General features: G+C 65.8%; 22 protein-coding genes and 1 pseudogene. 8 read left to right on the forward strand and 15 right to left on the reverse strand.

Going from position 1 to position 22046, the window contains the following annotated elements:
* Positions 1-7: 7 nt before the first annotated feature.
* Positions 8-955 (forward strand): TIGR03571 family LLM class oxidoreductase, encoded by a 948-nt coding sequence (locus H4O11_RS08105; protein ID WP_343042802.1) that lies wholly within the window; start codon positions 8-10, stop codon positions 953-955.
* Positions 956-1011: 56 nt separating this feature from the next.
* On the opposite strand, the gene H4O11_RS08110 is transcribed toward H4O11_RS08105, so the two are convergent.
* Positions 1012-2142, reverse strand: a complete 1131-nt coding sequence (locus H4O11_RS08110; RefSeq protein WP_182338918.1) for a metallophosphoesterase — start codon at positions 2140-2142, stop codon at positions 1012-1014.
* 173 nt (positions 2143-2315) lie between these two features.
* On the opposite strand from H4O11_RS08110, the gene H4O11_RS08115 reads away from it, so the two are divergent.
* Positions 2316-2975: an NAD(P)H-binding protein gene (locus tag H4O11_RS08115; RefSeq protein ID WP_182338919.1), complete on the forward strand. Its 660-nt coding sequence runs from the start codon at positions 2316-2318 to the stop codon at positions 2973-2975.
* A gap of 55 nt (positions 2976-3030) precedes the next feature.
* Here H4O11_RS08115 and H4O11_RS08120 read toward each other — a convergent pair whose 3' ends face one another.
* The 8 genes and pseudogenes from H4O11_RS08120 to H4O11_RS08150 all read right to left on the reverse strand — a co-directional run bounded on the left by H4O11_RS08120 (position 3031) and on the right by H4O11_RS08150 (position 10209).
* A complete protein-coding gene (locus tag H4O11_RS08120; protein WP_182338920.1) occupies positions 3031-3561 on the reverse strand; it encodes an energy transducer TonB in 531 nt (176 codons plus the stop codon).
* Between the two features lie 190 nt (positions 3562-3751).
* On the reverse strand, positions 3752-4744 hold the full coding sequence (locus H4O11_RS08125) for an aldo/keto reductase (RefSeq protein WP_182338921.1): 993 nt from the start codon (positions 4742-4744) through the stop codon (positions 3752-3754).
* Positions 4745-4754: 10 nt separating this feature from the next.
* Positions 4755-5315: a flavodoxin gene (locus tag H4O11_RS08130; RefSeq protein WP_343042803.1), complete on the reverse strand. Its 561-nt coding sequence runs from the start codon at positions 5313-5315 to the stop codon at positions 4755-4757.
* Positions 5316-5505: 190 nt separating this feature from the next.
* Positions 5506-6675, reverse strand: a complete 1170-nt coding sequence (locus H4O11_RS08135; protein ID WP_343042804.1) for an aldo/keto reductase — start codon at positions 6673-6675, stop codon at positions 5506-5508.
* 52 nt (positions 6676-6727) lie between these two features.
* Positions 6728-7315 carry a carboxymuconolactone decarboxylase family protein gene (locus H4O11_RS19550; RefSeq protein WP_425506027.1) on the reverse strand — a complete coding sequence of 196 codons (588 nt, stop codon included), beginning with the start codon at positions 7313-7315 and terminating at the stop codon, positions 6728-6730.
* Between the two features lie 78 nt (positions 7316-7393).
* Positions 7394-7846 (reverse strand): annotated as a pseudogene (locus H4O11_RS19555) ((R)-mandelonitrile lyase); the annotation flags it as partial.
* Between the two features lie 32 nt (positions 7847-7878).
* Entirely contained in the window at positions 7879-8937 is a 1059-nt protein-coding gene (locus tag H4O11_RS08145; RefSeq protein WP_182338924.1) for an alpha/beta hydrolase, read from the reverse strand.
* A gap of 264 nt (positions 8938-9201) precedes the next feature.
* Positions 9202-10209: a LacI family DNA-binding transcriptional regulator gene (locus tag H4O11_RS08150; RefSeq protein ID WP_182338925.1), complete on the reverse strand. Its 1008-nt coding sequence runs from the start codon at positions 10207-10209 to the stop codon at positions 9202-9204.
* Positions 10210-10304: 95 nt separating this feature from the next.
* Between H4O11_RS08150 and H4O11_RS08155 the strand changes: the two genes are divergently transcribed.
* Genes H4O11_RS08155 through H4O11_RS08175 form a run of 5 tightly spaced genes read left to right on the forward strand, consistent with a single transcriptional unit; the run spans position 10305 to position 14952 of the window.
* Entirely contained in the window at positions 10305-11357 is a 1053-nt protein-coding gene (locus H4O11_RS08155) for a sugar phosphate isomerase/epimerase family protein (RefSeq protein WP_182338926.1), read from the forward strand.
* A gap of 27 nt (positions 11358-11384) precedes the next feature.
* A complete protein-coding gene (locus H4O11_RS08160; RefSeq protein WP_182338927.1) occupies positions 11385-12602 on the forward strand; it encodes a nucleoside permease in 1218 nt (405 codons plus the stop codon).
* Positions 12603-12614: 12 nt separating this feature from the next.
* Positions 12615-13739, forward strand: coding sequence for a Gfo/Idh/MocA family protein (locus H4O11_RS08165; protein ID WP_182338928.1), 1125 nt, complete (start codon positions 12615-12617; stop codon positions 13737-13739).
* Between the two features lie 19 nt (positions 13740-13758).
* Entirely contained in the window at positions 13759-14625 is an 867-nt protein-coding gene (locus H4O11_RS08170) for a sugar phosphate isomerase/epimerase family protein (protein WP_182338929.1), read from the forward strand.
* 30 nt (positions 14626-14655) lie between these two features.
* On the forward strand, positions 14656-14952 hold the full coding sequence (locus tag H4O11_RS08175; protein ID WP_182339172.1) for a c-type cytochrome: 297 nt from the start codon (positions 14656-14658) through the stop codon (positions 14950-14952).
* 102 nt (positions 14953-15054) lie between these two features.
* Here H4O11_RS08175 and H4O11_RS08180 read toward each other — a convergent pair whose 3' ends face one another.
* From H4O11_RS08180 to H4O11_RS08205, 6 genes are all read right to left on the reverse strand, one after another.
* Positions 15055-15798 carry a 3-keto-disaccharide hydrolase gene (locus H4O11_RS08180; protein WP_182338930.1) on the reverse strand — a complete coding sequence of 248 codons (744 nt, stop codon included), beginning with the start codon at positions 15796-15798 and terminating at the stop codon, positions 15055-15057.
* Positions 15799-15812: 14 nt separating this feature from the next.
* Positions 15813-16388: a gluconate 2-dehydrogenase subunit 3 family protein gene (locus H4O11_RS08185; RefSeq protein ID WP_182338931.1), complete on the reverse strand. Its 576-nt coding sequence runs from the start codon at positions 16386-16388 to the stop codon at positions 15813-15815.
* On the reverse strand, positions 16388-18076 hold the full coding sequence (locus tag H4O11_RS08190; protein ID WP_182338932.1) for a GMC oxidoreductase: 1689 nt from the start codon (positions 18074-18076) through the stop codon (positions 16388-16390). The genes H4O11_RS08185 and H4O11_RS08190 overlap by 1 nt, the downstream gene beginning before the upstream one ends.
* Before the next feature lie 30 nt (positions 18077-18106).
* On the reverse strand, positions 18107-19009 hold the full coding sequence (locus tag H4O11_RS08195; RefSeq protein WP_182338933.1) for a hydroxypyruvate isomerase family protein: 903 nt from the start codon (positions 19007-19009) through the stop codon (positions 18107-18109).
* Between the two features lie 199 nt (positions 19010-19208).
* Entirely contained in the window at positions 19209-19754 is a 546-nt protein-coding gene (locus H4O11_RS08200) for a single-stranded DNA-binding protein (RefSeq protein ID WP_182338934.1), read from the reverse strand.
* Positions 19755-19996: 242 nt separating this feature from the next.
* Positions 19997-20530, reverse strand: coding sequence for a hypothetical protein (locus tag H4O11_RS08205; protein WP_182338935.1), 534 nt, complete (start codon positions 20528-20530; stop codon positions 19997-19999).
* Between the two features lie 473 nt (positions 20531-21003).
* Here H4O11_RS08205 and H4O11_RS08210 point away from each other — a divergent pair, with 473 nt between their 5' ends.
* The gene (locus H4O11_RS08210) at positions 21004-22035 is read left to right on the forward strand and encodes a LacI family DNA-binding transcriptional regulator (RefSeq protein WP_182338936.1); all 1032 of its coding nucleotides are present in this window, start codon (positions 21004-21006) and stop codon (positions 22033-22035) included.
* Positions 22036-22046 lie beyond the last annotated feature (11 nt).

Genomic DNA, 22046 nt, shown 5'->3' on the forward strand with positions numbered 1-22046 from the left:
CAGCACCGTGACGTCCCGCAACACAGCCCACCGTACCGTGTTCGTCCCGGGGCAGCTCACCCTGGGCCTGATGACACCCCTGGATACCCGGGCTGGCGAACTGGCGGACATGGAAGCCGCCGTGCGCCTGGCACGGCATGCCGAAACTGCAGGATTCTCGGCATTGTGGGCACGCGATGTACCGTTGATGATTCCCCAGGGCTCGCCATCGAACGACGCGCCACCCCAGGCCAGTGCGGTGGATGACCCATTCGTGTGGCTGTCGCTGCTGGCGGGCGCCACATCACGCATCGCCATCGGTGTCGCCGCCGCCGTGCTGCCACTGCGCCATCCGCTGCACCTGGCCAAGGCGGCGTTGAGCCTGGACCGGTTGTCGGCGGGGCGCTTCATCCTCGGCCTGGGCTCGGGTGACCGGCCGGAGGAATTCGCCGCATTCGGTGCCAACCTGGACCAGCGCGCGCAGGCATTCCGCACGCGTTGGCCGCTGCTGCGCGCCGCGCTTTCTGCCGACTCCCTGCAGCGGCAGGTACTGCTGGAGCAGGTGGGTTACCCGGTGCTGCCGCCGCCAGCGGCCAGCGTTCCAATGCTGGTGGTCGGTTCGGCGCGGCAGTCATTGCAGTGGATTGCCGAACATGCCGACGGCTGGGCGACCTACCACCGCGAAGAAGCAACCCAGCAAGGCCGCATCGGGCTATGGCAGCAGGCACAGCAGCAGAAGCTGGGAACGCTGCGCAAGCCGTTCGTGCAATCGGCACAACTACAGTTGCTGGAGGATGCCAGCGCACCTGCCACGCCATTGGATCTCGGCCTGCGCGGCGACAGCCAAGCCGTGGCAGCTTACCTGGCGCGCATGCAGGCGCTGGGCGTGGACCACGTCATGTTCAACCTGGGCGGCGAACGACCCGCCACCGAGGTGATCGAGCAGATCGCCACGGAGATAATCCCCCAACTGTAGTGACGGGCCATGCCCGTCACGAACAAGCCATGCCCGCCGCAAGCAGGCCATGCCGATCACGAACGGCGCGCCTTCAAGGTAACCAGCGTGATCTCCGATGGCACCCCGATGCGCGCGGCGAAACCCGGCCACAGCCCTGCGCCATTGCTCACGTACAGGGTCATGTCGCCGACCTGGTAGCGCCCCGACACGAATCCACCGTTGGCCTGCTTTACCAGCCGATCCATGCCCACGATATGGCCGCCATGCGTGTGCCCGGACAGCTGCAGCTTTACCCCGCGCGCGGCATTGGCCGCAGCCTGCAGCGGACGATGGTCGAGCAGGATCACCGGTGCACGCGGGTCAGCCCCCAGCAGCGCGGCATCCAGGTCCGGCATTGGCAGCCCGTAGCGTGCCGCCACCGGGTCGGTCACGCCGGCGATGGTCAGCGTTGCACCGTCGCGTCGCACTTCGGCATGCGTGTTCTCCAGTACCTGCATGCCCAGCCCGCGGAAGGCCTGCATCCAGTCGGCATACTGTGCGTAATACTCATGGTTTCCCGTAATGGCGATGACACCGTCCGGTGCCTGCAGTTCGCCCAGCGGACGATAGTCGTTGGCGCGCGCGGCCACCGTGCCATCGATCAGATCGCCGGTGATCACCACCAGGTCCGGGTGCAGCGCATTGCTCTCGGCCACCACCTTTTCCACCCAGTCACCGGTCAACTGGCGGCTGGCATGGATGTCGGTGAGCTGCAGCACACGGTAGCCATCGAACGCAGCAGGCAGGCCGGCAATCTCCACTTCGATGCTGCGCGGCTTCGGTACGGCCATGCCCTGGTTGACACCGAAGGCGCCCAGGCCCAGGGCCAGCACACCCGCAACCGGGCGCGGCCAGCGGCTGCGCAGCACGGCCACGCCCTTGGTCGAACGCAGCAGCCGCGCCACCAGCAAGGCGCCATCCAGCAGCAGCAGGAACAACGCGCCCAGCAGCAGCGCGGTGAAGCCGGTGGCCAGCGCGGCAATGGCCATCTTCGGGATTTCCGGCGACGCCATGGTGCCGGCGAACTGGGCGACGATGCGGTGATGCAGTGCCATCGCGAACACCAGCACGGACAGGACCAGGCGGACAGCCAGCGGCAGGCGCAATGGCCAGACCAGGCGCAGCACGACATACAGCGCAAGCAGGGAAGCAATGACACTCAGCACGGGAGAGGTTCCAGCGAAGGGGCGGAAGGACGCTAGCCGCCCATCGTGACTGAAAAAGCAGCCCCAGGTGCATGGCGGAATGCACTGTCCTGTTGCGTGCACCCAATGGCCGCGCACGCTTTCACAACATGCCCCCGTGCACGATGGAACAACTTCCTGACGGACATGCCCCCATGAGCCATGTTTTCATCATCGGCGCCGCCGGCCAGGTTGGCCGCCACCTGGTCAAGCAGCTTGCCGCGCGCGGGCATCGCGTACGTGCCCTGCATCGCAAGCCGGAACAGGCCGGGACGCTGCAGCAGGACGGGGCCACGCCGGTTGCAGGCGATCTGCTGCAACTGGATGCCGATGCACTGGCAGCCCTGCTGGCGGGCAGCGAAACCATGGTGTTCACCGCCGGAGCTGGCGGCAAAGGCGGCGAAGAGATGACCCGCGCCATCGACGGGCGCGGACTGGAGCTGGCGGTGGATGCGGCGCGCCGTGCCGGGGTCCGCCGGGTGCTGCTGGTTTCGGCGTTCCCGGAGGCCGGCCGCGCACAGCACCTGTCGGACACCTTCGAAACCTACATGGCGGTGAAGAAGCAGGCCGACGTCCATCTGGCCACTTCAGGATTGGACTGGGTCATCCTGCGCCCCGGCACGTTGACCGATTCGGCTGGAACCGGCCGGATCACCGCCGGCCCCGCCATTGCGTATGGCGACATTCCCCGCGAGGACGTTGCGGCCACGCTGGTGGCACTGGTGGAGCGTCCGCAGGTATCCCGGCAGATCATCGAGGTCACCGCCGGGCACACCGACATCCGTGAAGCGCTGGCGTACTGCAGCGGAACGTGATCGCCACGCGATTACCCGGCCTGCCCGGAAGTACCCGGTCAGTGCTTTACGTGCATCACGGCCTGCCCACCCCAGGCCCACCTGGTGCAGCCACATCGGCATCGGCGCTGGGCTGCAGCTTCAGGCCAAGCACCAGCGGCTGCAGCATGTCCGGCGGAGGTGCCTGCGGCAACGGCTCGGCAGCCAGCAACGCCCGCAGATCGGCATCGACCCGGGCGTCGCCCAGACTGTCGAAGTCGCTGCGCGTAATCTTTCCGTCGTCGGCAATCCATAGCCGTACCACCAGTTGGCGTGCCGCCTCGCCCGTGTGCGCGGCGTCCGTCCGCTGCTGCAGGCGCGCAATCAATGTGTCCGGTGCGCTGCCCAGCCGTGCCTGCAGATGCTCCCCCGCCATCGTTGCAAAGCTGATCCAGTGTTCAGGTACCTGCGCCTGCACGGGCAAGGTGCCTGCGGCCGCGGCCATCGCCGCGCCGGCAAACAGGCGCAGCCGCAGCCGCGCCAGCCAGCCCTGCTTCTGCGTTGCCGGACCTGCGTCGATACCCGGGTTCCCGTTCCTCTGCCTGCTGCCGCCCTGCATGTCGCTCACGCATCCTCCTTCCGCTGTCGGTCGCCCCCTTGCCTGCGGGTCAATGCGCAGGCAGGGCAATCGGACATTCGAGTGCAAGATCGTGACAACCTCGCGACAGGCGGGCGTGGCCGTGTTGGAACGCTGCGATCACGGCACCATTGAGCCAGCAACGGACACCACCCCGCTTCCCTACTGATCCAGCAGCCGTCTACTTACCCGTCATCTTCAGCGCAGCTTCCGGCAGCCGCTCGCCCTGCGTGCGAATCTGCGCGAGTTCTCTGTCGATCCGCTCGAGATCACCTCCATCCAACACCAACTCCGTGGCACCCAGGTTCTCATCCAGGCGATGCAGCTTCGTCGTACCCGGAATAGGCGATATCCACCGCTTCTGCGCCAGCAGCCATGCCAAGGCGACCTGCGCAGGCGTGGCCCCCTTCTCCGCTGCCATCGCCTTGACCACATCGACCAGGACCATGTTGGCCCGCCGCGCCTCGGCAGAGAACCGCGGCACCACGTTGCGGAAGTCGCTCGCATCAAACTGCGTGTGCTCATCGATCTTGCCGGTCAGGAACCCCGCGCCCAGCGGACTGAACGGCACGAAGCCAATCCCCAGTTCCTCCAACAAGGGCAGCAGCTCGTTTTCCGGTTCTCGCCAGAACAGCGAGTATTCGCTCTGCACGGCCGTCAGCGGCTGCACCGCATGTGCCCTGCGGATGGTCTGCACACCCGCTTCGGACAAGCCGAAGTGCGCCACCTTCCCTTCCGCAACAAGCTCCTTCACTGCACCAGCCACGTCTTCAATCGACACAGCCGGATCCACCCGGTGCTGGTACAGCAGGTCGATGCGTTCGATTCGCAGGCGCTTGAGGCTGGCTTCCACCGCCGCCTTGATGTGCGCCGGCTGGCTGTTGGTGCCTGGCCCCCGCGCACCAGTCACCGCGTCGATATCAAAGCCGAACTTGGTGGCAATCACCACCTCATCGCGCACCGGCGCCAACGCCTCACCCACCAGCGCCTCGTTGGCGAATGGGCCATAGGCTTCCGCGGTATCGAAGTGGGTAATGCCACGCTCCACCGCCGTGCGGATCAGCGAGATCATCTCCTGCTTGTCGGCTGCCGGGCCGTAGGCCGAGCTCATGCCCATGCAACCCAGGCCGAGCGCGGAGACTTCAAGGTCTTGTCCAAGAATGCGGGTCTTCATTGCGGGTTCCTTATCGAACAGTGGGTGGAGTGGCCAACCAGGCGTTGACGCTCTCCATGGTTTTCCGCTCCTGGTCGGCCTGCATGGTGAAGGCCTCAAGAATGCGTGCCTTGGGCGCATGGCTGGCGAGAACGCGCAGGCTGTTGCCGATGCCGTACCCGCCGTGGGTAATGAACGGCACGATGGTCTTTCCGCTCATGTCGTGCCGTGACAGCAGCGAACGGATGACCGGCGGTGCGGTTTCGCCCCATATGGGGAAGCCAAGGTAGACGGTGTCGTAGCGGGCGATGTCGGCAATGGTCGCGCGCAATACGGGCTCAATGGCGCTGTCGCGTTCCTCTCGGGCCTGCGCCACCGTTTCCAGGTAGTCGGCCGGGTAGTCCGTCGCAGGCTGGATCTCGAACAGATCACTCTGCATGCCGCGATGGATCACCCCGGCAATCACCCGGGTGTTGCCCGAGCGCGAGAAGTAAGCGACCAGCATCCGCGCGCTCGACTGCCCGGCAACCACCTGCGCATCCGGCTCCGCAGCAGAGCGTCCCAAGGGCAGCGAGGCCAGCGCGGCAACCACCGCCCGACGGCCCTGATCAGGCGATGGAATCGTCATGAAGCCAATCTACGCCGTCACCGCACATACTTGCAGAGGCATGATCGAATATCGCTTATATCCGGAGCGCATCAATGAGCATCGAGAACCATGGCCAACCGGCGATGTTCACCCTGCGGCGCGATGCGATGCGCTGCGGTACCGGGGTCGAGCGCTACCGCAATGGTGCTTCCACGCCACTGTAAGCCTGCACCGCCGGGGGCAACCGCTCGCCCTGCACGACCACCGCGGCCACGGCGGCATTGAGCTCCCGCAGCTCGCTGCCGTGGAAGCTCACGCCGGCCGCACCCATGTTGTCCAGCAGGTGCGCCATCTGCGTGGTGCCGGGAATCGGCACGATCCACGGCTGCTGTGCCATCAGCCAGGCCAACGCAATCCGCGCAGGCGTGGCCTGCTTGCGCTCAGCCCAGGCAGCGAGCAGCTTCACCAGTGCCAGATTGTGCTCGATGTTGTCCGGGTTGAAACGTGTTTCGATCGCGCGGATATCTCCCTCGGCAAAGCGCGTCCTGCCATCGATCGCGCCAGTGAGGAAACCCACGCCCAGCGGACTCCAGGGCACGAAACCAATGCCAAGTTCTCCACAGACGGACAGCACCTCCTGCTCCGGCCCACGCCACAGCATCGAGTACTCGCTCTGCACTGCCGTCAGCGGCAGCGCGGCATGGGCACGGCGCAGGGTCTTCAGGCCCATTTCGCACAGGCCCCAGTGCAACACCTTGCCTTCGGTCATCAGATCCTTGATCGCGCCGGCCACGTCCTCGATCGGCACCTGTGGGTCCACCCGGTGCTGGTACAGCAGGTCGATGCGGTCGGTGCGCAGGCGCTTGAGCATGCCTTCCACCGCCAGTTTGATGTGCGCTGGCCGGCTGACCAGGCCAGGCCCACGTGCCCCGCTTTCAAGGTCGATGTTCCAGCCGAACTTGGTGGCGATCACCACCTCGTTGCGGAACGACGCCACCCCCTCCCCCAGGATCCGCTCCACCTCGTGCGGGCCGTAGGCTTCGGCCGCGTCATAGAAAGTCAGGCCATGGTCGAATGCCGTGCGGATGATGCGGTGCATCCCGGCGCGCGAGGGAATGGTGGTCTGGTAGGTGCGGCTCATGTTCTGCACACCCAGCCCCAAGCTGGATACCTCCAGCTTCCCCAGCAGGCGGCGGCTGGCCAACGTGGCCGATGCATCGGTGGCAGCCACGCCACCCGGCGCAGGGTGGGGGGTGGCAGCTGCAGTAGAAGCGGCCAGGGCCCCTGTCAGCGGCAGGGCCGCCAGTGTGGCCGCGCCCATCAGCAGGGAGCGGCGTTGTGCATTGCTGGGCAGGTTGCTCACGGGGTCTCCGGGATGGTGGGCGCAACAGTCGGAAGGAAACAGCAGTGCGGTATCAGGGCGAAGGTCGCGGGGTCTGTTCCAGTGCCTGTACGGCGCGGGCAGATGCCGCGGCGTTGCCGCTGTGGGCCAGCAGTTGGGCCAGGTGCTGCAATTGCGCGCGGGTCAGCCCGACCCGTTGGCTGGCCGCCATGTGCGAGCGCAGTTGGGCCTCCACCCCGGGCATGGCGGCCAGTGCGCCCACCGTGGCCAGTTCGCGGCTTTGCCAGTCCAGGTTGTCGCGCTCGAAGATGTCGCCGAACAAGTGCGTCTGCAGGTACTGGTTGATGACCGGGGCAAACTCCATCACCGGCCCTTTCACCGGTGCACCGGAAATGCGGGTCTGGTTGGCCGTGCCCACTGCGCGCAGTGCATCGCCCACCGGAATCTCGCCGCGCGGCGGATGCCCGGGTGCGTCGGTGATGCCCTGCGCCTTGCGCGCCTCCACCACCGCCATCAGTTCACCGAGTCCATTGAGGCTCTTCGGAAAGCCGGCATAGGCGTAAAGCTGCACCAGGATTTCCGTCGCCTCACTGATGCTCAGCCCGGCATCCAGACCGTGGTCCAGGGCAGCGTTGAGCTGGGGCATGTTGCTGCTGGCCATGGCAGCGGCAATCAAGGGGATTGCCTGTTGCCTGGCCGACAGCGCACCGGCCACCGGCACGTCGATGCTGGCCTTGGCCTCGCCATACTGTGCGTCGCTGACCTGCTCCAGCCATGTCACTGTCTTGCCGTCTGCCACGCCGGTCACCGCCAGGTGGGTCATTGCGCTGTGAGGCGCCGCACCGTGCCAGTGCTTCACACCGGGCGGGCACACCACCACGTCGTCAGCGCGGATCTGCTGCACCGGCTTGCCCCACTCCTGGGTAAGCCCCACGCCGGATGTCACCACCAGGCGTTGGCCGGCCGGATGGGTGTGCCATGCCGAATGCGCGCCGGCCTCGAAGCTGACATACGCAGCGGAGGCCTGCACGTCCGCGTCGGACGCAAACAGCGGATCCACGCGCACCTGGCCGACAAAGTTTTCTGCGGCGCCGGCGAAGGAAGACTGCGTTCCAGCGCGGGTGATCTGCTGCGTTGAAGTTTCAGCCGCACCAGCAAACGGAGCCGCAACGCCCAGCGCAAGGCCCAGCATCGTATTGCGGCCAGAGGACCTGCGCAGGCGGGTCATGGCGTCAGCGTCCGGGCGTAGAACGTGGTCAGCTTGCCCACTGCGGCGTCCACGTAACGCGGCACCCAGTAGGTTTCGATGTGGGTTGCACCGTCCAGCAGCACCAGCTCCTTGTCGGTGGTGCCGGTCGCCTTGGCGAAGGCGTCTTCGGTCATGTACAGGCTGTCGGCCTTGCTGCCTGCAATCATCAGCAACGGCTGGTTGATCAGTTCGATCTGGTCGGTGGCATCGAACCGCATCAGGTCCAACAGGCTGCTGGTGGTGTAGCGGAAGGTGGAACCGGGGTGGGCGTGGGTCTTCCAGTAGTATTCGTAGCCCTGCCGGTACAGGTCATACGGTAGTTTGGCAACCTGTTCATCGGTGAGGTTGGCATCGCCCGAGTACGGCACCTCGCCGCCGGCCGCCTCCTGCGCACGCGCATCCGAGGCCTGCTGCAGGCGCTGCTGGATCGTCTGCAACTGTGAATCCACGTAGCCATTGCGGCGCACGCGGCCGGAGTTGAACATGCTGATGGTTGCCACGGCCTTGAAGCGCTTGTCGGTCTGCGCCGCCGCGAGCGAGTAGCCACCACCGCCACAGATGCCCAGCAGGCCCACGCGCGTGGTATCCACGCCGGGATAGCGGGCGATGTAGTCGGCCATGCCGTGGATGTCTTCGATGCGCAGTGCCGGCTTGTCCACGCTGCGCGGCTGCCCGCCACTTGCTCCCTGGTAGGCGGCATCGGCGGCGATGGTGATGTAGCCCTGCCCAGCCAAGCGCTGCGCGTACAACCCGGCCACCTGTTCCTTCACTCCGCCATTGGGGTGGGCCACCACGACGGCCGGGTACGTTTTCGCCGGATCATAGTTGGCCGGCGTGTACACATTGGCCGCGATCCGGATGCCGTGCAGGCTGTAGGCAACCGGGTGGATGTTGACCTCACCCGGCGCGTTGTGGGTGATCGCGCCTTCGTAGGCCAGTGTGTACGGGTTGAGCCGGTAATCGGCGGCCACCGCGTTGCCGGTAGCCAGGGCGAGAGTCAGCGCCAACAGCGTGGCGTGCACGACGTGCTTCATTCAAGGATTCTCCAGTCTGGATCGACCCCTGACGGCGCACGTGGCGCGCCGACGTAGGCGGGGGCAGGACTCAAAACTAACCGCCGCAGACTGATAGAAAAAGTGCATCAGCTGGATATCACTCATGCGCCACAGATATGAATCAGGCACAGGGGCGCCGATGCGTGTCCAACACCGCCCCAGGAGTGATGCTGGGGTTTTATTTACAACGGGGAATCATTGAAAATCAAAACGGTTGTGCACCTGTGCCGGACGCCCCTGCCGTCACCTCCCCCCCGGCGCACCCGTCGAGCCCCGCAACATCAGGCTGAAATCCAGTGTCTGCTGAAGCGGCACATCCACGCGTTCGATGATGGCGAGCAGCAGGTTCACCGCGCGGACACCGATCTCGCGCATGGGTTGCCTGATGGTCGTCAACGGGGGGGTGAGGTAACTGGATGACGCGAGGTCGTCGAAACCGACGATGGACAACTCATCCGGCACGCGGACGCCCAGATCCCGGCAGGCCGCCAGCGCGCCCAGCGCCATCTGGTCGCTGAAGCAGAAGATCGCGGTCGGCACGGGCGCGCGGGACAACAGCGCCAGCGCGGCCGCATGGCCGGATTCCACGGAGAAGTCGCCCGGCACCACGCTCAGGCTGCGCAGGCGGCCACGCGCCTTGCCGGCGGCCCGGGCCCCTTCCAGCCGCTGCTGGTGCAGGGGGTTGTCGGGCGGTCCGCCCACCACGGCGATCCGCTCATGTCCCAGTCCGTACAGGTGTTCCATCACAGCGCGCGCGGCGGCCGCGTTGTCGATGTGTACGCTGGGGATGCCCAGCGCGGGGTCGAACTCGCATCCATTGACCACCGGCGCGGCGTCGCCCAACTGCTGGACGATTTCGCGCGCCGTCGGCGGCAGGCGATGCCCCAGCACGATCAGGCCGTCGGCCTCGTTGCGCCGGAGCATCTGCGCGTAGCGCTCCTCGCGGTCGGGTTGATGCTGGGTATCGCCCAGCAGGACGGCGTAGCCGACGGCCTGCGCGGCTTCCTCCGCGCCCTGCAGGATCTGGGCGAAGAACGGATTGGCGATGTCCGGCACGGTGACCAGGATCTTGCCGCTGCGCTGGGTCTTGAGCGTCCTGGCAACCGTGTTGGGGACATAGCCCAGCGCGGCGGCGGCCTGCTCGATGCGCGCACGCGTGGCCGGCAGCACCTTCTCTGGCCGGGAAAGCGCCCGCGACACCGTGCCAGCGGAAACGCCGACGTGCCTAGCGATGTCGTAGATGGTGGCCATGGCGTCAGGTCTCCTTTGCGCTGTGCAGTGCACAACAGGTCTTGCGGGAGGCCCTGCTAGGATAATGCAATCGATTGCATCGAGGGCGAATCGCGTTGAAAACGCTCAAGGGTCCAGCGCTGTTCCTGGCGCAGTTCATCGGTGACACACCTCCTTTTGATCGGCTGGACACGCTGGCCGGGTGGGCTGCGGGGCTGGGGTATTCTGGCGTACAAGTACCGACCAGCGCGCCCCATCTGTTCGATCTGGCCGAGGCGGCGCGAAGCCAGGCGTACTGCGATGACGTCGCCGGCATGCTGGCCGGGCATGGCCTGCAGATCACCGAGCTGTCCACCCACCTGCAAGGACAACTGGTCGCGGTCCATCCTGCCTATGACAGCCTGTTCGACGGATTCGCGCCGCCGGACAAGCGCGGCGATCCCGCCGCTCGACAGGCCTGGGCGGTGGAGCAGCTGATGCTGGCCGCCAAGGCCAGCCAGCGCCTGGGGCTGACGGCGCATGCCACCTTCTCCGGCGCGCTGGCCTGGCCTTACTTCTATCCCTGGCCACAACGCCGGCCCGGCCTGGTGGAAGAAGCCTTCGCCGAACTCGGCCGCCGCTGGCGCCCCATCCTGGATGCGTTCGACGCGTGCGGCGTGGACCTGTGCTTCGAAATCCACCCGGGCGAGGACCTGCATGACGGCACGACCTTCGAACGCTTCCTCGACGTGGTGGACCACCATCCCCGCGCGAAGATCCTGTACGACCCCAGCCATATGCTGCTGCAGCAGATGGACTACCTCGGCTTCATCGACCGGTACCACGCGCGCATCGGCATCTTCCACGTCAAGGACGCGGAGTTTCGCGCCAGTGCGCGCAGCGGCGTCTATGGCGGATACCAGGACTGGATCGATCGTCCGGGGCGGTTCCGATCGCTCGGCGACGGGCAGATCGACTTCAAGGCGATCTTCTCCAAATTCGCGCAATACGATTTCCCGGGCTGGGCGGTCGTGGAGTGGGAGTGCTGCCTGAAACACCCGGAAGACGGCGCGCGGGAGGGTGCCGCCTTCGTCCGCGACCACATCATCCGCGTCACCGAACACGCCTTCGACGACTTTGCCGACAGCGGCACGGACCCTGGATCACTGCGCCGCATGCTGGGAATCTGAGCCAACACTGCCCCGGGAGGGCAAGCCATGACGCACACCATGTCGCGCTTGGGCGCGATGATGTTTCTGCAGTTCTTCATCTGGGGGGCATGGTTCGTCACCCTGGGGACGTACCTGGTGCAGGGCCCGCTCCAGGCCACCGCGAGCCAGGTAGCGACGGCCTTCCTCAGCCAATCCATCGGCGCCATCGTAGCGCCCTTCCTGGTTGGCCTGATCGCGGATCGCTACTTCGCGGCGCAGCGCATCCTCGCGGTACTGCACCTGGCCGGTGCGGCACTCATGTGGCTGGCGTCCACGGCCACGGACTTCAACACGTTCTTCGTCTGCGTCATGGGGTACATGCTGCTGTTCATGCCGACGCTGGCACTGGCCAACAGCGTGGCGATGCGCCACATGCAATCGCCTGAAAAACAGTTTCCGCTCGTGCGGGTGGCCGGCAGCGTCGGCTGGATCGTGGCCGGCGTGCTGATCGGCTGGCTGGGCTGGGAACAGGCGCATCGGCTCGAGCAGACCTTCCGGATGGCGGCGATGGCGTCGCTGGCCCTGGGCCTGTATGCCTTCACCCTGCCGCACACGCCGCCGCTGGCGCAGCAGCGCGACGCCGGGCTGGGGCAGATTCTGGGGCTGGACTCGCTGCGGCTGCTGAAGTCGCGCTCCTACCTGGTGTTCTTCCTGGCATCCATCGCCATCTGCATCCCGCTGGCGTTCTACTACAACTTCACCAACCCGTATCTCAACGATCTGGGCGTGCAGGGCGCGGCGGGCCTGCAATCGCTGGGCCAGGTATCCGAAGTCCTGCTGATGCTGGCCATGCCGTTCCTGTTCGTGCGGCTGGGGGTCAAGACCATGCTGGCGGTGGGCATGGCCGCGTGGGTGGTGCGCTACGCCATGTTCGCCTTCGGCGATGCAGGCGGCGGCTTCTCCCTGCTGGTGATCGGCATCGTGCTGCATGGCATCTGCTACGACTTCTTCTTCGTCACCGGCCAGATCTACACCGACGCGCATGCCGGCCCCGACGCGCGAAGCAGCGCGCAGGGCTTCATCACCCTGGCCACGTACGGCGTGGGCATGTTGATCGGCACGTTCCTGTCCGGTGCGGTGGTGGAGCACTACACCACCGCGGCGGGTCCGGACTGGCAGCAGATCTGGCTGTTCCCGGCAGGCGTCGCGTTGGTCGTGCTGATCGCTTTCCTGTTGCTGTTCCGCGACCGGCCGGTGGTCGCCGTCGCTCCTTCCACGCCCTGAGAACCCCACCCGATGCGCAAGCTTGGAATCGCCATTGTCGGCACAGGCATGATCGGTGCGGTGCATCGCCGCGCGGCACTGCTGGCCGGTGCCGAGGTCCGCGGCGTCGCCGCCTCTTCCCCGCAACGCGCACACGACGTGGCGCAGTCATGGAATGTCCCGCGCGCCTACCGTGACATCGAGGAGGTAGTCGGCGATCCGCAGGTACAGGTCGTGCACGTCTGCACGCCCAATCATCTGCACCGCGCCATGGCACAGGCAGCACTGCAAGCCGGCAAACACGTGATCTGCGAGAAGCCGCTGGCCACCACGCTCGAAGACGCCCGGGCACTGGCTGCACTGGCCGCCTCGACCGGGCTGGTCGCCACGATCCCCTTCGTCTACCGCTACCACCCGGTGGTCCGCGAGGCGCGCGCACGCATCGCGCAGGGCGAACTGGGGCCGCTGCACCTGATCCACGGCAGCTACCTGCAGAACTGGCTGCTGGACCCTGCCAGCAACAACTGGCGCGTGGACCCGGCGCAGGGTGGCGCGTCGCGCGTGTTCGCCGACATCGGCTCGCACTGGTGCGACCTGGTGGAATGGGTCGGCGGCGAACGCTTCGTCGACGTCACCGCGGCGTTCGCCACCGTGATCGCCGAGCGCGGCACCCTCACCGGACAGAGCTTCACCACGCCGGCGGCAGGCGGCGCGATGCAGGCGGTATCGAGCGAGGACGTGGCCGCGGCGATGTTCAGGACCAGCGCGGGTACGCTGGCTTCATTGACGGTCAGCCAGGTATCGGCGGGACGCCACAATCGCCTCTGGTTCGAGATCGACGGCGCCAAGGCCAGCGTGGCCTTCAACCAGGAAGATGCCGAGCGGCTGTGGATCGGCCGGCCCGACCAGCGCGAGGAAGTCTTCGTGCGCGGGCCCGGTGCCGGCAGCGCCGAACAACGTCGGCTGTCGGTGTTGCCGGCCGGACATGCGCAGGGCTACGGCCATTGCTTCGAGGCATTTGTCGCCGACACCTATCGCGCCATCGAAGGCGAGCGGCCGCAGGGCCTGCCCACCTTCGAAGACGGCCTGCGCTCGGCGCGGATCGTCGATCGCGTCATCGCATCGGCCAGGACGCGCGCCTGGACACCCATCGATTGAATCCCGGGAGGATTTTCTGATGAACCCCTCTACACGCACCACCGCGACCCTCGCACTGCTGTTCCTCGTTGCCCTGCCCGCCTTCGCACACGAAGCCGTTGGCCCGCAGAAACCCATCGCGGTGCAGATGTACACGCTGCGCAACGCCGGCCCGCTCGACCAGCAGTTGAAGATCGTGCACGACGCGGGTGTGGACGCGGTGGAAACGGTCGGTACGCAGGACGTCAGCGCCGTGGAGCTCAAGCAGCTGCTGGACAGGTATTCGATCAAGGCGATTTCGTCCCACGTGCAACTGGCCGATCTGCGCAAGGATCTGGATGGCGTGGTGGCCTTCAACCGCTCGATCGGCAACACGATGCTGGTGGTGCCTTACCTGGACGAAAAGGATCGGCCGACCGATGCCGCAGGCTGGACGGCATTGGGCCAGGAACTGGGCCGGATCTCGACGCGGGCGCGGGCCAAGGGCATGCACCTGGCCTACCACAACCACGACTTCGAGCTGGTCGACTTCAATGGCAGGACCGGCCTGGAACTGCTGTTCGCAGCAGCCGGTCCCGACCTGCAGACCGAGCTGGACCTGGCCTGGGTCGCGCGTGCGGGCTACGACCCGGCGATGATGCTGGGAAAATTCCGCGGCCGCTTGTTCGCAGTACACGCCAAGGACAACGCACCGAAAGGCCAGGCCGAAGACGAGGAGGGTTTCGCCGCGGTGGGCCAGGGCGTGCTGGACTGGAGCGCGATCCTGCCTGCCGCGGCGGCTGCCGGCGTGCACTGGTACATCATCGAGCACGACCATCCGCGTGATCCGGCAAAGGCCATCCAGACCGGGGCGGACTACCTGCGTGAACACCTGACCGCCCGCCTGCCCGCCCGCGCACAGCGCTAGCCCGCGAAGGAGCCCTGCTTGGACACCCGCTTGAAATTGATCCTCACAGTGGCCGTGGTTCTCTCCGGCGCGACGTTTACAACGGCGGCATGGTCCAAGGACGACCCGGCGGCCGGCGCGCAGCTCTACACAATGCACTGCACGGCCTGCCACGGCGCGGATCGGGCCGGCGTCCCGCCCACGTTCCCTGCGCTCACCGACGTCAGCAAGCGGCTGGAGCCTGCGCAGATCAAGGACAAGATCAAACAGGGCGGTGGCTTGATGCCGCCCTTCTCCCAGCTGTCCCCACAGGAGATCGACGATATCGCCAGCTACCTGGCGAAATAGGATACCGGCGCCGGTGCCAACCGCGCGCCGCGCGTCAGGCATCCGCCGACCACAGGTCGGCGCTACGGATCACCTGCGGTAGCACCTGGCCGTGCTCGGCGTTTACAGCTCGCGCACCCAGATGTTGCGGTAGCTGACCTTGGCACCATGCTCCTGCAGGTAGATCGGGGCGCATGCATGTGGCGCGTACGAAGGCGCACCGATGTACTCGGTCTTGCCCGACAGCACGGTGTCGTCCTGCACCAGGACGCCGTTGTGCAGGACGGTGATGCGGGCCGGTGAGGTGAGCCCGCCCCCCTGCGAGAAGCGCGGTGCCTTCCAGATGATGTCGTAGGCCTGCCATTCGCCCGGCGCACGCGAGGCATTCACCAGCGGAATGGCCTGCTTGTAGAGCGAGCCGGCCTGGCCGTTGGCATAGGTCGGGTTGTTGTAACTGTCGAGCACCTGCAGCTCATACAGTTCCTGCAGGAAGATGCCGCTGTTGCCCCGATCCTGGCCGTCGAACCCTGCGGTCGCGGTGGGCGTGCGCCACTCGACATGCAGCTGGATATCGCAGAAATCCTGTTTGGTGCGGATCCCCTTGCTACCCGGAACCACGGTCATCGCACCGTCGGCGACGGTCCACGGCACGCGCCCGCCCTGCTCCGCCTCCCAGGCGGAGAGATCCTTGCCATCGAACAGCACGATCGCGTCGGAGGGCGCGCCGTTGGAGGGCGTGGCCACGATCGCTGGCACGGGCTTCCACACCTCGGTTTTCGTTGGATCACGCGCGGGGTCGCCGCTGGTCTGTGCGAATGCAGGCGCGGTGGCCAGCAGGCAGGCCGCCGTCAGTAGCGTTCTGGTCATCGTGTTCCTCATCATCAGCTGGTCCCCCACGCCGGCGTGCCGGGGGCATAGGCCAGGTCGCCGTCATAGCGACCCGGCACGGCGACGTACTGCAGCGCTTCGGTCGCGCCGGCCTTCGAGGTGAAGAAGCCGAAGATGGCCAGTTGCTTGATCATCGTGAAGTAATGCGGCGTCGCCTTCGCCGCTTCGGCAGTGCCGGTGTCGTCCACGTCGACGACGTGTTTCCTGGCTTCCGCATCCAGGACCCGCAGCAGCTCGGTGCGGGCCTGCGGCGTGAGCGACACGAATCGGCCACCGGCGCGTTTGTCGATATCGACCAGGCCGGCACGGAACGTCGCCTGCTGCGGGGCGGTGTAGCAGTCGGTGACGAATCGCGCCATGAACGCGCCGGCGCCGGCGTCCTTCGCCCCCGGCGTTTTTGTCCGCGGCAGGATGGTCTCGGCGATCTCGTCCAGCGTGCCGACGTCGGCGGCAGAGAAGGTCGCCTTCGCCCCAGCGGCCGGCGCCTGTCCCTGCACGAGCGCGGGCAGGCCGACCATGGCCGCACCGGTGGCGGCGACGATCATCTTCAGGAGTTCGCGGCGTTCCATCACAGGTTCCCCGCTTTCAGCTCGCGCACGGCATGGTCGGCTGCCCGCGCCGTCAGCGCCATGTAGGTCAGCGAGGGATTCACGCAGGCGCTGGAGGTCATGCAGGCGCCATCGGTCACATAGACGTTGGGCGCATCCCAGACCTGGTTGTGCTGGTTCAGTACGGAGTTGCTGCGGTCACGGCCCATGCGGGCGGTCCCCATTTCGTGGATGCCCTTGCCCGGGGCGTAGTCGTCATCGTGCATCTTCACGTCCTTGATACCGGCGGCCTCCAGCATCTCGGCGGCATCGGCGGCCATGTCCTTGCGCATGGCGGTTTCGTTCGCGCGCAGGGAAACGTCCATCGCCAACACCGGCAACCCCCATTTGTCCTTGCGCTGCGGGTCCAGGCGAATCGTATTGTCGTGGTGAGGCAGCATTTCGCCGAATCCGGTCATGCCGATGTGCCAGTCGCCCGGCAAGGTCAGTGCGTCCTTCAGATCGGCGCCGATGTTCAGCTCGGCGATCTCGCGCGACCACCCGTTGCGGCTGGCACCGCCCTGGTAGCCGAACCCGCGCCGATAACCACGCTTGTCATCCGTGGCGACATTGCGGAAACGGGGAATGTAGAAACCACAGGGACGGCGGCCGAAATAGTACTTGTCGTCGTAGCCCTCGACCCGGCCGGAGGCACCGGCGCCGAAATGATGATCCATCACGTTGTGCCCGAGCTCGCCGGACGAAGAACCCAGCCCGCCTTCCCAGACATCGGTGGCCGAATTCATCAGCAGCCAGCTCGAGTTGAAGGAAGAGGCGTTGAGGAAGATGACGTTGGCCGTGTACTGGTAGGTCTGTCCGCTCTCGGCATCGATGACCTCCACGCCCCGCGCACGCTTGCGGTCCTTGTCGTACAGCACTTCCTTGACGATCGAGAACGGCCGCAACGTCAGGTTGCCCGTCTTCATGGCCGCCGGCAGCGTCGCCGACTGGGTCGAGAAATAGGCGCCGAAGGGACAGCCCAGGATGCACTTGTTGCGATACTGGCAGTTGACGCGGCCCTGCTCGACCTTGGGCTGGGTGATGTTCGCGGTGCGCGAATGGATCATGTGCCGTGTGCCGCCAAAGGCCTTCTTGATGCGCGCGGCCACGTCCTTCTCGACGATGTTCAACGGGATCGGCGGCAGGAACTCGCCATCCGGCAACACGTCCAGCCCCTCACGCGTGCCGGCGATGCCGGCGAACTTCTCCACGTGGTCGTACCAGGGCGCGATGTCGGCGTAACGGATCGGCCAGTCGGTGGCGATGCCGTCCTTGAGGTTCGCCTCGAAATCCAGGTCCGACAGGCGATAACTCTGCCGCCCCCACATCAGCGAGCGGCCACCCACGTGATAGCCGCGGAACCAATCGAATCGCTTGGTTTCGATGTAGGGCGATTCCTTTTCATTGGCCCACATTCCTTCGAGGTTCTCGGCCAGGCCGTAATCGCGCATCAACACCGGAAAGTCGGCCTTCATCGCCTGGGTGGGCCGGTTGCGGTGTGGGAAATCCCACGACTCCTTCATCGCATTGACGTAGTCCTTGACGTGCTCGATGTTGCGTCCGCGTTCCAGCATCAGGACCTTGAGGCCTTTCTCGGTCAGTTCCTTCGCCGCCCAACCGCCACTGATTCCCGAGCCAACGACGATCGCGTCGTAATGATTGTCTGCCATGGGTTCTACTTCACCTTGGTGGATATCGTTTCAGACGTCGCAGAGGCGGATCGCCTCGCGCAGCGAACCGACGGGATCCGGCGCCGCAGGCATGAATTCCTGTGCCAGATAACCATCGAAACCGGTGTCGCGGATCGCGCGACAGATGGCGGGATAGTGGAGTTCCTGCTGGTCTCCGATCTCGTGCCGGCCAGGCACGCCCGCGGTGTGGTAATGCTTGAAGAACGCGTGATGCCTGCCGATGGTGGCGATGATGTCGCCCTCCATGATCTGCATGTGGTAGATGTCGTACAGCAGGCCGAAATTTTCCGAGCCGATCCGGCGGCACAGCTCGACGCCCCATGCGGAGTGGTCGCACAGGTAGTCGGGATGATCGACCTTGGAATTCAGCAGTTCCATCACCAGCACGACGCCGCGCTTCTCGGCATGGCCGAGGACGCGCTTGAGCCCTGCTTCGGCATGGGCCATGCCTTCCTGGGGATCCATGCCGCTGCGATTGCCGGAGAAGCAGATGAGATTGCGATAGCCGGCATCGGCCACCAGGTCGATGTGCCGCGTGTAGCGCTCCACCAGTTGGTCGTGGAACTGGCTGCCGGCAAAGCCCTTGTCCAGGCCCAGCTCGGCGCCGTTGCACATCGAGCTGTACACGCCATGCGCCTTCAGCGTGGGCCAGTCCTCCGGGCCAACCAGATCGATGGCGGCGAAGCCGATGCCCTTCACCGTCTGGCACAGCTGGGCGATGGACTGCTGCGGGAACGTCCAACGGGCGACGGAATGCTTCAGGTTGCCCTTGAGCGGCGCGGTGGTGGCAAGCGCAGGCAGCACGCCGGCCGCAGCCGCACCCAGGCCAAGGCTCCCGGCGACAGCCATGCGCAGCGCATCGCGCCGCGTGAGCCGTGAACCTTGGATCGATCCAATCGAGTGGATGGACATCCGCGTTCCGGCCTCCCAACCGGTGTCAAATGCTGACGGGTTTGCCACGATGCAATCGATTGCACCATAGAGGAGGGAATCGTTTTTTTGCAAGACGCAGTGCACGAAAATCTATGCTGCAGGGCACAACGCCTGTTCGGGATGAAAAAAAAGCCCGCTGGAAAGCGGGCTTTCTGATCAAACGCGGGGCAGGTGCGAATCAGAACGGGATATCGTCATCAGCGAAGTCGTCCATCGGCGGCGCCTGCTGCGGCTGCTGCTGGGGACGCTGCTGGCCGTAGCCGCCGCCCTGCCCGCCTTGACCACCCTGGCGCTGACCGCCGCCACCGCCACCGTATTCCTGACGCGGGGCCTGCTGGCGCTGCGGACGATCGCCGCCACCGCCACCGCCACCGCCACCGCCGCCTTCACCACGGCCGCCCAGCATCTGCATTTCGTCGGCAATGATGTCCGTGGAGTACTTCTCCACGCCATCCTGACCGGTGTACTTGTCGTAACGCAGGCTGCCTTCGACGTAGACCGAGCTGCCCTTGCGCAGGTATTCGCCGGCGATTTCGCCGAGCTTGCCGAAGAACACCACGCGGTGCCATTCGGTGCGCTCCTGCTGGTTGCCGTCCTTGTCCTTGCGGACACTGGTGGTGGCCAGGCTGATGCGGGTGATCGCCATGCCGCCCTGGGTGTACTTCACGTCCGGGTCGTTGCCGAGGTTGCCGACCAGGATGACTTTATTGATGCCACGCGCCATAGGAGTGTTCTTCTGTTGTCCGGGGACAGGCTCCAGCGCGGGCTGCCGGGAAGGCGCCACCTGCAGGATCTGTCCCTCATGGTGTCAAAGGGGTCCGAACGGCTCATATTAGCATCCCCCCGGGGCCCTCGCTCCCGGGATCCCGGACAGCTTGGGTCGGGTTTCGCCCCCTGTCACCGCGGGAACCTGGACGGACTGTCCGGTGGGCCGTCAGTTGGCTGGTCTTGCCTGCAGCCCCGGAATCAACGGGGTACCTTGCAGCGGCGCATCACCCAGCCCCATGACCAGGCAAACAGCCTGGCCGAGGCGATGAAGATGCATAACGCGATGATTCCGAAAAACGTCGGCCATTGCTGCGCCAAGGGAATCCTGAACACCAGAACGAAAAGCGCATGTCCCTCGGCAGCGATCAGCGGTGCGCCAATCATCCATCCTGCAATAAGCCAACGATCGCGGCGGCCAAAGACCTTGGCGAAATCGCGATGATAGGCGAGGCGTGTGACGTAATAGGTCAGCACCGCGGTGAGGAACAGGAGGGTGTAACCCGCCAGCGTAAAATCCTCCGTTACGCGGATCTTGTGCCAGCCGCTCAACATTGCATCGCCGATAAGGATCCACTGCCCTGCGGGTGGATCGTAGTGCAGGATCGGAACAATCCCGACGCTTAGTGCAAGCCACACCAATCCGTGGAAGCAGCACCAGGCAAAAACGATCGCCACCGCGCCCGCCAGATAGAAGCGCAGATTGACGAAGCCGGTTGGCTCGGAAGATCCCATGCGCGTCACATCTCGAAGTCGGGAAGTCGCTGCCTGCTTCAAAATACCTAGTCCGCGTCAGGCTTGGCAACTCTACTTCTGGGCCGGGCGCGCTGCCGGATGAGCGACCTGCTCGGCACCAGCCAAATTCAACATTTCCTCATGGCGCAAAGCCCACCTGCCGCGCAGGATGACGGTGCTGGTCCAGCAGGGCCAGCGGGGATCACAGTCCCCACCTGAGCAGTACCCCCCGCGCTTTGCCTATGTTTGCCATCAGGGCAGAGTATGCATCGACTCGTCGGTTCCATGGCGGGCGGTGCGCGGGGATCTCCGGATCCGCCGGATCATTGGGGGTTATGCTCAGCCGGTACTGTGACCCGCACCGTCCGCCACCTTGCGCTCCGGCGCAGGTGGTTCGGGGTCGTGCACGCGTTCAGCCAGCGACCTGCGACAGCCCATGGCATCATGCAGGCCGTCACCCCAACGCTGCTGTCATGACCATCAAAGGCAAAGCCACCTCCCTGGACATCGCCCACCTGGCCGGGGTTTCCCAGCCCACGGTGTCGCGTGCCCTGCGCGGCAGCCCGATGGTCAATGCGGAAACCCGCGAACGCATCCTGCGCATCGCCCGCGAGCTCAATTACAAGGTGGACAAGAATGCGTCCAACCTGCGCCTGCGCAACGCGGGCACGCTGGCGCTGCTGTTCTTCGAAGACCCCACGCCGGACGATTCATTGATCAACCCGTTCTTCCATTCGATGCTGGGCTCGATCACCCGCGCCTGCGCGCTGCACGGGCATGACCTGCTGGTGTCGTTCCAGCAGCTGTCCACCGACTGGCAGGCCGACTACGAAGACAGCTACAAGGCCAACGGCATCATCCTGTTGGGCTATGGCGATTACCACGAATCGCGCGAGCGGCTGCAGCGGCTGGTCGAACAGGGCACGCACTTCGTGCGTTGGGGGGCGGCACTGCCCGACCAGCCCGGCGTGTCCATCGGCAGCGACAACTTCCAGGGAGGCTTCGACGTCACCTCCCACCTGTTGGACCAGGGCTGCCGCCGGATCGCCTTCCTGGGCCATGCCTCCAGCCACTATCCCGAGTTCGAAGAGCGCTATCGTGGCCACGTTGCCGCACTCCGCGAACGCGGCCTGGCAACGGACCCGACGCTACAGCACGATGCGATCACCACCGAAGATTCCGGCCATGCCGCGTGCCAGGCGCTGCTGGCCCAGGGCACCCCGTTCGATGCCATCTGCGCAGCCAGCGACCTGATCGCCATCGGCGCGCTGCGCGCCCTGCGCGAACAGGGCCTGCGCGTGCCACAGGACGTACTGGTCACCGGCTTCGACGACATTCCGTTGGCCGCGTCCATGTCACCGGCGCTGACCACCGTGCAGCAGGACACCAAGCAGGCCGGCCAGTTGCTGGTGGAGAAACTGCTGGCGCAGATCGCACGCGAACCGGTGGAAGGAATGAGCATTCCGGTGAAGCTGGTGCTGCGGGAATCGTCGCGGCGGGGATGACGGGCATGGCC

Origin of the sequence: Stenotrophomonas tumulicola (genome assembly GCF_014117215.1) — a bacterium.
GTDB lineage: Bacteria > Pseudomonadota > Gammaproteobacteria > Xanthomonadales > Xanthomonadaceae > Stenotrophomonas > Stenotrophomonas tumulicola.